The organism is Acinetobacter chinensis, assembly GCF_002165375.2.
GTDB lineage: Bacteria > Pseudomonadota > Gammaproteobacteria > Pseudomonadales > Moraxellaceae > Acinetobacter > Acinetobacter chinensis.
The window spans coordinates 1,356,156-1,369,868 of the sequence record NZ_CP032134.1; the positions used below are offsets into that span (position 1 = coordinate 1,356,156).

Annotated in this window: 10 protein-coding genes; 6 read left to right on the forward strand and 4 right to left on the reverse strand. The window is 42.3% G+C overall.

Annotated features, from left to right (window positions below; translation table 11 throughout):
• The first annotated feature begins 17 nt into the window (after positions 1 to 17).
• The gene (gene grxD / locus CDG60_RS07220) at positions 18 to 359 is read left to right on the forward strand and encodes a Grx4 family monothiol glutaredoxin (protein WP_087511409.1); all 342 of its coding nucleotides are present in this window, start codon (positions 18 to 20) and stop codon (positions 357 to 359) included.
• A 111-nt stretch (positions 360 to 470) separates the two neighbouring features.
• On the opposite strand, the gene CDG60_RS07225 is transcribed toward grxD, so the two are convergent.
• A complete protein-coding gene (locus CDG60_RS07225; RefSeq protein ID WP_087511411.1) occupies positions 471 to 3,089 on the reverse strand; it encodes a Lon protease family protein in 2,619 nt (872 codons plus the stop codon).
• A gap of 181 nt (positions 3,090 to 3,270) precedes the next feature.
• Here CDG60_RS07225 and CDG60_RS07230 point away from each other — a divergent pair, with 181 nt between their 5' ends.
• The 4 genes from CDG60_RS07230 to rpmE all read left to right on the forward strand — a co-directional run bounded on the left by CDG60_RS07230 (position 3,271) and on the right by rpmE (position 7,530).
• Complete coding sequence (locus tag CDG60_RS07230) at positions 3,271 to 5,436, forward strand: AmpG family muropeptide MFS transporter (RefSeq protein ID WP_087511412.1); 2,166 nt, start codon at positions 3,271 to 3,273, stop codon at positions 5,434 to 5,436.
• 33 nt (positions 5,437 to 5,469) lie between these two features.
• Complete coding sequence (gloA, locus tag CDG60_RS07235) at positions 5,470 to 5,871, forward strand: lactoylglutathione lyase (protein ID WP_087511413.1); 402 nt, start codon at positions 5,470 to 5,472, stop codon at positions 5,869 to 5,871.
• A gap of 211 nt (positions 5,872 to 6,082) precedes the next feature.
• Entirely contained in the window at positions 6,083 to 7,078 is a 996-nt protein-coding gene (locus tag CDG60_RS07240; protein ID WP_087511709.1) for a bile acid:sodium symporter family protein, read from the forward strand.
• 224 nt (positions 7,079 to 7,302) lie between these two features.
• Positions 7,303 to 7,530, forward strand: coding sequence for a 50S ribosomal protein L31 (rpmE, locus tag CDG60_RS07245; protein ID WP_087511415.1), 228 nt, complete (start codon positions 7,303 to 7,305; stop codon positions 7,528 to 7,530).
• Positions 7,531 to 7,642: 112 nt separating this feature from the next.
• Here rpmE and CDG60_RS07250 read toward each other — a convergent pair whose 3' ends face one another.
• The 3 genes from CDG60_RS07250 to epmB are packed head-to-tail and all read right to left on the reverse strand — an operon-like array spanning position 7,643 to position 12,518.
• Complete coding sequence (locus CDG60_RS07250) at positions 7,643 to 9,757, reverse strand: EAL domain-containing protein (protein WP_087511417.1); 2,115 nt, start codon at positions 9,755 to 9,757, stop codon at positions 7,643 to 7,645.
• Positions 9,739 to 11,487, reverse strand: a complete 1,749-nt coding sequence (locus tag CDG60_RS07255; protein ID WP_087511419.1) for a cyclic-di-GMP receptor FimW-related protein — start codon at positions 11,485 to 11,487, stop codon at positions 9,739 to 9,741. Before CDG60_RS07255 ends, CDG60_RS07250 begins: the two co-directional genes overlap by 19 nt.
• A gap of 14 nt (positions 11,488 to 11,501) precedes the next feature.
• A complete protein-coding gene (gene epmB, locus CDG60_RS07260; RefSeq protein WP_087511421.1) occupies positions 11,502 to 12,518 on the reverse strand; it encodes an EF-P beta-lysylation protein EpmB in 1,017 nt (338 codons plus the stop codon).
• 327 nt (positions 12,519 to 12,845) lie between these two features.
• Between epmB and efp the strand changes: the two genes are divergently transcribed.
• Positions 12,846 to 13,415 carry an elongation factor P gene (efp, locus tag CDG60_RS07265; RefSeq protein ID WP_087511423.1) on the forward strand — a complete coding sequence of 190 codons (570 nt, stop codon included), beginning with the start codon at positions 12,846 to 12,848 and terminating at the stop codon, positions 13,413 to 13,415.
• Positions 13,416 to 13,713: the final 298 nt, after the last annotated feature.

Sequence of the window (13,713 nt, forward strand, 5' to 3'; positions counted from 1 at the left end):
TAGTTGAGGATTTTTCAATGACTGAACAAGCACGTGATACTGAAGCGTTAATTCGTGACCAAATTGCTAAACATGCTGTATTACTTTACATGAAAGGTACACCGCAATTCCCACAATGTGGTTTCTCTGCGCGCGCAGTAGAAGCACTCAGTCAGATTGGTCGTCCTTTTGCTTATGTGAATATTCTGGAAAATCAGGATATCCGCGCTATTTTACCGCAGATTGCAAACTGGCCAACTTTCCCACAACTGTGGATCAATGGTGAGTTGATCGGCGGTAGCGACATCATGCTTGAAATGTTCCAGAATGGTGAGTTAAAACCATTGGTTGAGCAGTATAGCCCAGCGCCTGAAGCATAAGTCATGTAACAGATGATGTAAAAAAGCACCTTTTATGAGGTGCTTTTTTTATGACTGAAATAACATGAGCATTTCGGCAGCACCTGAAAATCTAAATGCTGCCGATTTGAGTTATCTGTTTTTATGCGCTTTTGCAGACAGTTCAGGCTGATCTGTGGTTTCAGCTTTTTCTTTCACTGACTTTGCACTTTTTTTCTTTTTCTTCTTCTTTTTCTTAGGCTCGACTGTAATCTCAGCACCATCTTCAAGTGCCTGCCAGTAGTCCAGCTGCGCCATAACTGCTGCATAAACAGAACCTTTGGTATAGCGTCCTTTTTTATCCAGAGTGCCGACCGGACGAGCCATCAGAATTTCAAGCGCCTGATCAATGGTTTCAATGGCATGAATATGGAACTTGCCAGCTTCCACCATTTCAGTGATATCTTTGCGTAACATCAGGTGCTGCATGTTCTGACGGGGAATAATCACCCCTTGTTTGCCGGTCAGTCCCTGCAGTTTGCAGGCATCGTAGAAACCTTCAATTTTAGCATTTACACCACCGATAGGCTGAACCTGACCCAGCTGATTCATGGAACCTGTAATAGCCCAGGACTGGTCAATCGGTAACTGACTGATGGCAGAGATTAAAGCCGAAAGTTCAGCGACTGTTGCGCTGTCACCATCGACCTGACCATAGCTTTGTTCAAAGGCAAGTGCCGCAGAAAAATGCAGCATCTGTTCACGCCCAAAGTGTGCTTTTAAGAAACTGGACATCAGCAGCACACCTTTGGCATGCAGTGAGCCACCAAGCTCCACAGAGCGTTCAATATCCAGAATGTCGCCACCCCCCTGATAAACCGATGCAGTCAGTCTGGAAGGCAGACCGAATTCAACATCTGCATAATGGATGACGGACAGGGCATTGATCTGTCCCAGGCGGTGTCCCTGAGTCTCAATGAGCTGGGTGCCACGGGACAGATCCTGCCAGTACAGTTCACGCAGATATCCAAGACGGTATTTACGATGGTCGAGGGCAGTATCAATATGACGGTCGGACACAATTTTATCATTTGCCTGAACCGCATGATGGTGTGCCTCACGGATCAGATCGCCGAGTGTTAATGCATGCAGTGACAGTGAGCTTTGGTCTTCCGCCTGACGGCTTGAATCCGTCAGCAGCGCTGCCAGTGCTGAACGGTCAAATGGCAGCAGCTTATCCTGCTGGACATAATCTGCGATCAGCTGCATATATGCCTGTTCATTGGCATCATTACGTTGCAGAGTGTCTGTAAAATCAGCGCGGATTTTAAAAATACTGCCCAGTTCTGGTTCAAGTTCCAGAATGTCATAATAAATTTCTGGTTCAGCCAGTAAAATCACTTTTATATTCAGTGGAATGGATTCTGGTTCAATCGAAATACTGCCCGTCAGCGTCAGCATATGTTCAAGAGAAGACAGCTTTAGATGCCCTGATTTAAGTGCCCGTTTAAGACCCTGCCAGGCATAAGGCTGTTCAAGCAACTGTTCAACTTCGAGCATCATAAAACCACCATTGGCTTTATGCAGTGTGCCTGAGCGGATCAGAGAAAAATCCGTTGTAATAGTACCATTCTGAGTTAACTGCTCTACATGACCCAAAAGGTTGTAGTGCGTTGGAAAGTCTTCAAAAATAACAGGCGCACCGGAGTTTGGCTTATGAGTGACCACAATGTTGGCCTGGTATCTCGATGGGACACGGCTGAACAGACCAGGAGTAAAGTCATCTTCTTCCTGTTCCAGAACCATTTCAACATTATTGATAATGTCTTCTGCATAATGTTTTAAATATTCACTCAGCCCACTGACTTCACTGAATTTGTTCAGAATGGCTTCTGTCCGAGGCAGGACCACCTGTTTGGCAATATCACGGTTCAGCAACTGAACTTTGTCACGGGCATCATCTTCCAGGTCACCAAGGTGTAACCCAAGACGTTCCAGTTTTTTGTCCATATACCGCATGTTGGATGCAATTTCTGCACGCTCTTTGCTGTTCAGTGCATTGATTTCATCCTGAGACATTTCCTGAAATTTATCGTCTTTCAGATGTACAGGTATAAAACAGTGTTCTTCATTACTGGAAATCAGTTTAAGGTCAAGTTCTTCACCTTCACGGGTCAGTTCCGCCAGTGCGAGTTGCTGTTCGTCACCTGTCTGCTGACGGATCATCTCTATACGGTTGTGATAGATTTCTGCTGTAAAGCGACGTTCAAGCTGTTTAAGAATGGTTTGCCATGACTGCTGAAGCAGTGCCTGAAATTTGGCTGCCTGACCGGCAGGGAGTTGCAGCGCAATTGGCTTCCTTGGGTTTTTAAAATTATTGACATACACCCAGTCATCTGGTGTAGGCATGGTTTTAGCGTGCTGCTGTAACAGGCGCTTCACCATTGTACGTTTGCCCAGTCCAGCCGTGCCTACTGCAAAAATATTATAACCTGAATAAGGCAGGGCGATCCCAGCCTCAACAGAAGCACGGGCACGATCCTGACCCAGGAAATTATTCAGTGGTTTAATGCGCTTTGTGGACGCAGGAATTTTATCCAGTGCAGGGATATGAGTCAGTTGAGAAGCCTGAAGTCCTGTTTTGGTCAGCGTTGCCTGAATTTCTGTTTGATCAAATGCTGAAAGTAAACTGTTCTGTATATCTTTTGAGTTTTCTGATGTTTGAGTGGTGGATGATAAAGAAGAGTTAATCTGATCGAGTTTTTGGGTCACTGTTTGATAATCCGGAACATGCTTTTGACTGAAGTTTAAAGGTATACAGGTTTAAAGGAAAATTTCAAGCCGATATGCTGCATTTATCTGCAATTTAAAATAATCATTTCATAAATATTGTTGAAACCAGTTGCATTAAGCGTTTGAATAACCATATTCATTTTTAGACAAAAATAATGTAATGACAACTCAATCTAAAGACCATTCCAAAGGATGGAAAAGTGCCTTTACTGCATTTCTGGATCGTAGAGCATTAATTATGCTTTTCCTGGGGTTCTCATCGGGGATCCCCATTTTTCTGATCTTCTCTACGCTGTCTTTCTGGTTGACTGAGGCAGGTATCAGCCGCAGTACCATTACCATGTTTTCATGGGCGGCACTGGCCTATGCATTTAAGTTTATCTGGGCGCCTCTGATAGATAAATTACCTATACCACTTCTGACTAAAATGATGGGGCAACGCCGTAGCTGGTTACTGATTTCCCAGTTGCTGGTCATCTGTGCAATCTGCTTAATGGCAATGACCAATCCAGATCCGAATACGATGGCTTTTGGTTCAGTCAGCAGCCTGACTTTTATGGCAATGGCAGCTGTATTTCTGGGTTTTTCATCCGCAACTCAGGACATTATTGTGGATGCCTACCGGATTGAACTGGCAGATGATCCTGATGTGCAGACAGTACTGGCATCCACCTATAACGCAGGTTATCGGATTGCCACTATTATCACCCAGCTGGGCGCTTTGCTGTTTGCAGCCTCGCTTGGAACTGCTGTTGGGAACTATATTTATCAGGCATGGCAGACCACTTATCTGGTCATGGCGGGTCTGATGATTGTGGGTGTCATTACAACTTTTGTCATTCATGAACCTGTGGTAAAACGCCAGAGCGATCATTATAAAAGCACGCAATATCTTCAGTTATTTTTAGTATTTGTTGTCTCAACGGGGATTTTTGTTACAGCATTCATTTATCTGGGACAATGGCTGAGTCTGTTGGCTGTTGAAGATGCATTTCTGAGTTTTGTCATTCAGGTCATACGATTTGTAGGAAGTGTACTTTGCGCCGTGGCAGTGGTTATGCTGCTGGTTCAGACTCCTTTGGTCGACAGCAAAATTGTTGTTGATACATGGGTTGCTCCATTTCTGGATTTCTTTAAACGCTATGGGCTGAAAGTAGCCCTGGCAATCCTGTTGTTGATCGGTTTTTATCGTATTTCAGATATTGTTGCAGGTGTCATGGCAAATCTTTTTTATCTGGATCTGAACTTTGATAAAGAAGAAATCGCCTGGTTCAATAAGTTTTTTGCAATCTTTTTTGTGATACTCGGTGGCTTTTTAGGTGGTTTACTGGCGCAGCGCTACAATGTCATGAAAATGATGTTGCTGGGGGCTGTTCTTGCCAGTAGTACGAACCTGATTTTTGTCGGGTTGGTCAAATCGGGTTCCACGATCAATGATGTTCAGCTTTCTGTAGGAACCAGGCAGTATACGGTTCATCCTGATGAGGTAGGGAACTGGAATATTAAAGTGGATGCAAAAGATTTTGCGGCATCTCCTCAGTTGAAAATTCAGGCACATCCTTCAGATACAGATCAGGCAATGGCGCTGACAGTTCCGGTTTCTGTATATCATGCTGGTGCTCAGCCACAGCTCATCGTTCGCGCGATTGGTGGAGATGATCAGTTACATCAGGATGAACTGAAAAAAGATGTGATTGTTCTGGGTTCACTGGTGAATTTGCCACAGCAGGCTACCGTTCAAAAAGTTCAGGTCAGTGTTCAGGGTGCAGAAGCTGTAGATGCTAAAATTGAAAATGGTTCATGGAGTGCGGTCATTCCTGGAGCACAACTGGCACAGCAGGATAAAATCAGCGTTCAGGCAGAATATCAGCATGCGGGACAGGTTCAGACTTTGACCCAGATGCATGCGTATCAGAATCTGAGCAATAAGCTGCAGCCAAAGTACCGTTTATCTGTGGCAGATATTCCATCGGTCAATATAGATCAGCGGGAACAGGTGGAACTGAAAGGTAAAGTGATTGTGCCCTACAGTAAAGTCTGGCTGGTGATGGGGATTATTTTTGATAATCTGGCATCGGGGCTTGCTGGTGCAGTCTTTATTGCCTTTCTGTCCAGTCTGACCAGTGTGTCTTTTACAGCGATGCAGTATGCAATTTTCAGTTCATTAATGTTGCTTTTACCTAAAATGATTGGTGGATATTCGGGTACAATTGTGACCAGTTTTGGATATTCAAACTTTTTCTTCATCACTTTTTTGATGGGAATTCCAATCTTCCTGCTGGTGCTTTGGGTTGCTAAGCTGTTAAGTGATCACAAAACACCATAATTTAAAATATTAAACCCAAGATAGGTGAATATTATGCGTATGCTGCATACCATGTTACGTGTAGGCAATCTGGAACGCTCACTGGCGTTCTATACTGAAGTCCTTGGTATGACTTTACTTCGTAAACGTGATTATGAAGAAGGTCGCTTTACCCTGGCATTTGTGGGTTATGGTGATGAAGAAAACAATACAGTGCTGGAGCTGACGCATAACTGGGATACAGATCATTATGAGCTGGGAAATGCTTATGGTCATATTGCAGTCGGTGTGGATGACGCCTATAAAGCCTGTGAAGAAATCAAAGCACGTGGTGGCAATGTCGTTCGTGAAGCGGGTCCTATGAAAGGCGGTGTAACAGTTATCGCCTTTGTTGAAGATCCGGATGGATATAAAGTGGAATTGATCCAGCAGGATCAGGATGCACGCAATAACTGATCTGAAAAAGGTCAGCTGTTAAGCATGTCTGATTTAAATTTAAGTGAACAATTAAGTAAAAGTTTAAGTGTCTGAAATAAATAGTGAACATTTTTCTCAGAAACTAGCTTAATTGAAACAGCCCAGTATGATGAATATTTACCCTGTGGTAAAACCATCTTCTGGGCTTTTTACTGCTCAGAAAAATCAGAAACACGACAGGATGTTGAATATGAATATATTAAAATTACTTGCACTTGATCGTTTCACAATTCTGTTGATCGTGATGGTCATACTGGCAACATTTTTACCTGTGTATGGACAGGCAGCCAGTATTTTTGGGGTTGTGACCAATATTGCTATTGCCATACTGTTTTTCCTGCATGGGGCAAAACTTTCGCGGGAAGCCATTGTGCAGGGGATACTGCACTGGCGACTGCATGGTGTGGTCTTTGCCATCACCTTTGCTGTGTTCCCCATTATAGGTTTACTGCTGAAACCTGTCATTGAACCTTTACTGGGACAACAACTTTACTGGGGTTTTCTGTTCATGTGCTTTTTGCCATCAACAGTTCAGTCTTCCATTGCCTTTACTTCAGTTGCTAAGGGTAATGTGGCAGCGGCAGTATGCAGTGCATCTTTTTCAAATCTTGTGGGTATGTTTATTACCCCAGTACTGGTCAGTCTGTTTATTTTTGGACAGAGTAAACATGAATACGATGCAACATCTTCCATCCTGGAAATTGCCTTGCTGTTACTGTTGCCGTTTATAGCAGGTCAGCTGTTAAGACCGCTGGTTTTCCCTTATATGGTGAAAATTCCGGGTATTGTAAAAGCATTTGATCAGGGCACCATTCTGATGGTGGTCTATGGAGCATTCAGTGGTGCTGTTGTGGCAGGTTTGTGGCATCAGGTCAGCTGGCAGACACTGCTGTTGTTAACGGTCATCTGTTCGCTGTTCCTGACCGTGATTATGTTGCTTGCATTGTATATTCCAAAATGGCTGGGCTTTAACAGAGAAGATCAGATTACGGTATTTTTCTGTGGGTCTAAAAAGACACTCGCCAGTGGTGTGCCTATGGCTCAGATTTTATTTGCCGGACAGCCTTTGGGTATGATTGTTCTGCCTATTATGATTTTCCATCAGATTCAGTTGATGGTTTGCGGCATTATTGCCAATTACTGGTCAAAGCAGAATACTGAACAGAGTGATGATGGCGGATGGTGAGTTTTACTCGCATATTGTTGGAATTGGCTGTATAATACTGTCCACTTGTTGTGCTTAGCTCTGACGGAAGCCGTCTCGGTGGGCCAAAAGAAATGGTCTGTTGTGGTGTTGGTCTGCACATTGTTCTGGATTTATCATCTGAATAATGCGCTTATTTCCTCATATTTATGAGAGTGATCAATTGCGATGACAGCGAAACCTTTCTTAACTTAGGAGAATCGACCATGCGCGCCGATATTCACCCAAAATATGAAACACTGGTTGCTACTTGTTCATGTGGTAACGTAATTGAAACTCGTTCTGCGTTAGGTAAAGAAACTATTTATCTTGACGTATGTTCAGCTTGCCACCCATTCTATACTGGTAAACAGAAGAATGTTGACACTGGCGGTCGTATCGACAAATTCAAACAGCGTTTTGCTGGTATGTCTCGTTCTATCAAACGCGACTGATCCATCAGGATGTAAAAAACGGGCAATTGCCCGTTTTTTTATGTCTGAAATTTTTAAACAGTGCCTGATGTACGCAGATATTTAAAAATTTCAGTGTCAGAAGTACAGAACCTTACTGGTCCTGTACATCAATTAAATGATCCAGTTTCTTCTGGAAATAATCACCCTGGATGAAGCGAGCATCGACGTTCCATGCATTGGCGAATAAAGTCATGTCATTCAGCTCGCGCAGCATAATCTGAACAGGTTTAATTTCATTGAAACGGGTCAGTTTTTCCTGTAACTCTTCCGTTGTCTTTTCACTTTGCAGCATTTTTGTCAGTGCATTGTGCAGAGTCAGAGAATTTACTTCGATCTGCTGAAGAATAGTCTCACTGTACATGGAGTTCCCAAAATCACGGATAGCAATTTCAGCACCATGCTGTCTCAACTGAATAATCTGTTTCTGTGCTTCAATCTGATGCTGATTAATATCTTCTTCAGCAAACTGTAAAATCAGCGGATGGCTTTGTTTACTTCCGATAATCGTAATCAGTTTTGCGATAAATTCAGGGAAAGTTTTGTCCTGTAACAACACATGTTTGTTCAGGTTGACGATCAGTTTGGCATCAGGATACTGAGTGATGAAGTTATGCAGCTGCTTACAGGATTCCACCAGTATCCAGCGATCAAGTTTAATGGACAGTTCTGGGTCTTCAGCAAGCTCCATCAAGCTTGAAAGTGGTTTTAGTGTATTTTCAAAAATAAAGCCACTGGTTACTTCATAGGTGTATAAATTGCTATCTTCTTTATCATACAGCTGTTGATATTTCAGGTGAATATCACCTTTTTCAAGACAGCTGCGTAAAGATTTGATCAGGGTTGAATCCTGTGAAGCAGGAGTAAGCTGAATCTGAGGAGCAAACAGTTCAATATCTGAAGTATCCAGGGAAATTTTCAGTGTTTCTTCAGACCCTTGATTCTGCGGTAATGCGGTGGTGTAGGCTTTTGCAATCAGTTGTTCAAACTGATGTTCATCCTTTATTTCAGATTCCAGCAGGGTATAACCAATTCTTAAATTTAAGGGGTAGGTTGCCTGATTGACATTGAGAAGTTGTGGCTTGCCCAGTGAGCTGAGACCGATCAGTTTTGATTCCAGACGGGCTTTGCTTTCCGCCTGGAAAAGTCCTGCAACAACCGAGGTATCTATGCTGAACAAAGGAACATTGGTCTGTTCTTTGATAAACTCTTTCATGTTTTTGAAATAGTTTTTAGAAGTGAGCCAGTCACTCTTAAAAATTTCATCAGGACATGAGTTTAATGAAAAAATAACCAGTGCATTGATATCAGATGGCTGTTTTGTTACGGTTCGGTTGATCTGCTGGAAGATGACAGGTTTCTGTTGTGCATGATCAGGAGAAGAAGTGCCTGAGGCAGACTCTGTACTGCTGGCAGTATCAATAGTGATCTGTAAGGCATCATCATCAGAAGACGGTAAAAATTCAAGTTTCAGAGGATTATGGCTTGCAACCAGTTCATTTGCAGTACTGATATCAAAGCGACCTAAATCGAACTGACCCTGAGAAATCTTTTTAAAGCGTAATTTGAAGTCATTCAGATCATTGGGCTGTAAAAGATCCAGTAATGGCAGGCCAATAATTTCATCTTCATTTTTAAAACCGAAAAGCTCCAGGTATTCAGGATTTGCATTGACATGAATCCCTTCCTGAATGATAGCAACTGCTTTATGGCTGTCTTCAACAAGTGACTGTGCCTGAGTCTGAGCCGTTTCCAGTTCTTCCATCAGGTGTTCCTGAGCCTGTTGCAGGCGGCTGAAAGACAGTGCGCGGATCAATCCCAGATAAAAGCGGTCTGTGTACTCCAGGTTCAGAATGTCAAACACACCTTTTCTGATATATGAGGTGTATTTTTCAGCTTCATAGTCGCTTGGTTTTAATAATAATAAAGGTAAATTAGGCTGTTTTGATGAGCGTATCAGTGGTAATGCCTGTTCAACTTTCAGGTCATAGGCCTGACCAAACAGAATTAAATCCCAGTTCAGATGAAGCTGTTTTTCAAAATTTTTAAGATCATCAAGCAGATAAGCATGTACCTGATGATCACTTTCCTGTAGCAGTTCACAGATTTTGTTATAACGGATCTGGTTATCGTCGATAATGAGTAAACGTGTTTCAGTACGTTTCAGTTTTTTGGATAGTAATGGATTTCTCACTTCAATGATTCCCATAAATCTTGATTTTTAATTTCACTGGCTTGTTTGCTGATGTAAGCATCAATCACAGATTGTTTCTGATCATTCAGTAGCTCAAAGTCAAAGCGCATAAAGCTTTGAGTAATAAGTAAGGGTTTTACAAGGTAAACTTTCAGTTCTTCTGTCCCCAGTCTGAGCATTACGGTCTGTTTGTCGCGAAGCATCTGTAGCCCAGGAAGAATCAGGCTGCTGCTGACTTCATCGAGCTGAGTGGTCTGAACCAGCAAAGCAGGGTGATAATTGCCATGATTACGATCAGATTTGACGTAGATTGAGCATGGGTAAATATCCTGAGCCAGCATTTCAAGTCCAAGCTCAAGGCTCTTCTCTGCAGACTGTTTAATCCAGCGGATGACACCACCTCGCCACTGACTCTGCGCATTTTCCTGGACAAGAATAAATTCACCGGTTTTCAGGTTCTTAGGTGTTGCGCCTGTCCATTTGATACGGTAACCATTGACACTGATATCCAGTACTTCTGTGGAGTAAATCTGTTTGGTTTCACGGTCCAGTGTTCTGGACGTGTTCATTTCAACAGGAATATTGGCACTCATTGAATTAATGAAATGACTTTCATTCTGGAACTGATAGTTTCCTGCATCGAGCTCTAAAGTTTCTTTGAAATTTTTACCTTTGGATAGATAAAAATGTGCAACAGTTAAGCCAAAGCAGATTTTCAGCTGTGCAGAATATTCATAACGTTCATGACGTCGCTCAGCGCTGTTGGTCAGAAGGTTATGGATGTGAAAATGCAGTGCTGGAGTCAGGAACAGTTTTTCATTTCTGGACAGGTATTCGCCATTTTTACCCTGAGCATTGTTCAGGTGCTCAAGCAGATCCTGTGTGGAGATATAAATTCCAGGCTGGAAATTACCTGACTGGTGAGCGTTATAAATGGGAGGATGATCTTTTGATGTATCGACAATATAACGTGAAAGCGTGGTTTCTTTTGGAAGTACCTGTACCAGTTTAGCCCAGTCAAAACTGCATAGATACAGTCCCTGAATTTCAGAAGGGCGGATCTGATGGGTATTGAAAATTTCAAGTAAAATCAGCTGGGCATAGGATTGATTGACAGACTGAAGCTGATGCTGTGTCCCCAGTAACTGATTAATATTGGTATGGTCATAGTGGTTCTGCAGAGCACAGTCCATGAGCTGATTGATGGTCAGCCACTGTCCAGGTAAGGGTGCGCTGTACTGAATCTGCTGTTGATACAGTAAGAGCGCCAGCTGCTGAAGAGCATAGTATGAAGAAACGATACGGGCTGTGTGCAGATTTTTTTTCTGATTAAATGCAAAAAATAAAAACTTATTGTTATTCAGCTGATAATTGCTGCGACGGGCTATATCAATATAAATCTTTGCAAAATAGCATCTGAGCAACAGAGCAAGTTCAATGATATGTTCATTACGGTCATTGGTAATCAAGCCTTGATTGAAAAAATGCTTTTCAAGGCTGCTCAGAATATTTTCAATAATAGGATGGATGGACTGAATCAGATCAAAACGTAAGGTTTCCTGGCATTGCAGTTCAGATATTTCGAGCAGAGCATTGAACAGTGTTTTTGAAGAATCACCAAGCTGCAGAATGGAAAGACCCGCAGACCATTCCTGCACACTTTTGACGGTATTCTGACAGAAACTCAGTTTCTCACGCCGTAATTCGGTTGGAATCTGGAAGATGTCTGAAGGATTCGTAGTCATCGTTGTTATTTAACTCAATAAGTTGAAACCCCAAAAAGCGGTGTCTTGTTTTTTTCGCCCGCAATTTCCCTGACGAGTTTAGGAACCAGATAGCCTGGCAGGTTCGCTAAAACGTCTTTATAAATAAGATCAATGCTGTCAGGCATCAGATCAAAATGGTGAGCACCTTTTACTTTATCTAACACATGAAGATAATAAGGCATTACACCCGCATCAAAGAGTCGGTAACTTAAGTCGGTCAGGACCTGAGCTGAATTATTTACCCCTTTCAATAAAACAGCCTGATTCAGTACAGTGATCTGTTGCTGAGTCAGCTCCTTCAGTCTGGAACAGGTAAAATCATCCAGCTCTGATGCATGATTTGAGTGTATCACCAGAATTATGCGTAGCCTACTGTTTTTTAAAATGGAAATCAGTGCTTCATCGACTCTGTTGGGGATTACAACAGGAACCCGTGAATGAATTCTCAAAAATTTTAACTGAGGAATGGACTCAAGTCGCTCTATCCACAACGCAAGTTTCCGGTTTGAGAGTGTCAGTGGGTCTCCACCGCTCAGAATCACTTCATTTATGTCGGGCTGACTTTCAAGATAAGCTTTAATATTAAGCCAGTCTTCATTTTTTGGCAGGTTTTCCTGGTAGGGGAAATGTCTGCGGAAACAGTAACGGCAATGTACGGCACATGCACCTGTTAATGTCAGTAAAAATCTGGATTTATATTTGTGCAGAACACCTGGTTGCTGGTTTGCATTTTCTTCAGCAAGTGGGTCTGTGACAAAGTCAGGATGTTCCTCCAGCTCAAGATGATGAGGGAGAACCTGGAGGAGCAGTGGGTCAAGTGGGTCACCTGTGACCATTTTTCCGACAAACGCTCGCGGTACACGTAATTTAAACTGTTCAGAAGCAAGAATTGCACCTGATAATAGTTGCTCAGGGGAGAGTCTGAGCTGTTCAAGCAATTCGAGAGGGTCTGTGATCAGATCACTGAGTTGAGATTGCCAGTTTTGCTCTTGGTACAAATAGTTTATCATGCCACGTGTTAAATAATGTTGGGTCAGGGATTGCAGGCAATTTCTGAAACCTGATGCGTTGTTGGAAAAATTGTTCAGAACAAGGTGTGAAACCTGCCATTGATGTTACCATGGTCAGAAATTGCGAACCTTGCTCAGACATTTTACCTGTAAGCCGAAGGCTCAGGGGCATTTTTTATATTGCTTTGCTGTGTGTTGCTTATTTAGAATACTAAACATTGCTCACGCGGTGGTTTCAGCACAGATGCTCTCTGTCGCTCAGCTGGTAAATCAGCAATATTCCTTCGCGTCCATAGATTAAACCAGTAAGTTTGGAGTGTGCCATTCATGGCCTATTATTCTACAAATGATTTCAAGTCAGGCCTTAAAGTAATGCTTGACGGAAACCCATGTTCAATCATGGAAAATGAATACGTAAAACCTGGTAAAGGTCAAGCGTTCAACCGCGTAAAATTGCGTAACCTTCGTTCAGGTAAAGTTTTAGAAAAAACATTTAAATCTGGCGAATCTTTAGAAGCAGCAGATATTGTTGAAGTAGAGATGGATTATCTTTATAACGATGGCGAGCTGTGGAACTTCATGGATCCAGAAAGCTTTGAACAGATTGCAGCAGATAAAACTGCAATGGGCGATGCTGCTAAATGGCTGAAAGACGACTCCAATGAAAAATGTACAATTATGCTGTTTAATGGCGTTCCATTAAACGTAAGTGCACCAAACTTTGTTGTACTGAAAATTGTTGAAACTGATCCAGGTGTCCGTGGTGATACTTCTGGCGGTGGCGGTAAACCTGCAAAACTTGAAACTGGTGCGGTTGTCCGTGTCCCACTTTTTGTTCAGCAGGAAGAAAGTGTGCGTGTTGATACCCGTACAGGTGATTACCTTGAACGTGCTTAATGCATGCTGATTCAGGTAAGACAGAAGGGATGATGAAAATCATCCCTTTTTTAATACTAAAGTATTAGATGAATAATGTGTGGGATAAGATAATTTCGAGAAGGAATGATCTGTTTAATAAAATGTAAACAACAAGAAATATATTGAAATTATCATGTGGAGATTGTGTTAATTATAAGCATTCAGAAGATTTTCATACCAAAGTATTGGGTGAAAAGTAAAGTATAAGGAGTACATTCGCAAAGGAAAAACAGCGGTACCTCGAACAATAAGAATTTCAAGCTGATTTGATGCAACA

Excerpts from the sequence above, each read along its gene's own strand:
- grxD (WP_087511409.1), top strand. The coding sequence starts at position 18 with ATGACTGAACAAGCACGTGATACTGAAGCGTTAATTCGTGACCAAATT.
- CDG60_RS07230 (WP_087511412.1), top strand. The coding sequence starts at position 3,271 with ATGACAACTCAATCTAAAGACCATTCCAAAGGATGGAAAAGTGCCTTT.
- gloA (WP_087511413.1), top strand. The coding sequence starts at position 5,470 with ATGCGTATGCTGCATACCATGTTACGTGTAGGCAATCTGGAACGCTCA.
- CDG60_RS07240 (WP_087511709.1), top strand. The coding sequence starts at position 6,083 with ATGAATATATTAAAATTACTTGCACTTGATCGTTTCACAATTCTGTTG.
- rpmE (WP_087511415.1), top strand. The coding sequence starts at position 7,303 with ATGCGCGCCGATATTCACCCAAAATATGAAACACTGGTTGCTACTTGT.
- CDG60_RS07250 (WP_087511417.1), bottom strand. The coding sequence starts at position 9,757 with ATGGGAATCATTGAAGTGAGAAATCCATTACTATCCAAAAAACTGAAA.
- CDG60_RS07255 (WP_087511419.1), bottom strand. The coding sequence starts at position 11,487 with ATGACTACGAATCCTTCAGACATCTTCCAGATTCCAACCGAATTACGG.
- epmB (WP_087511421.1), bottom strand. The coding sequence starts at position 12,518 with ATGATAAACTATTTGTACCAAGAGCAAAACTGGCAATCTCAACTCAGT.
- efp (WP_087511423.1), top strand. The coding sequence starts at position 12,846 with ATGGCCTATTATTCTACAAATGATTTCAAGTCAGGCCTTAAAGTAATG.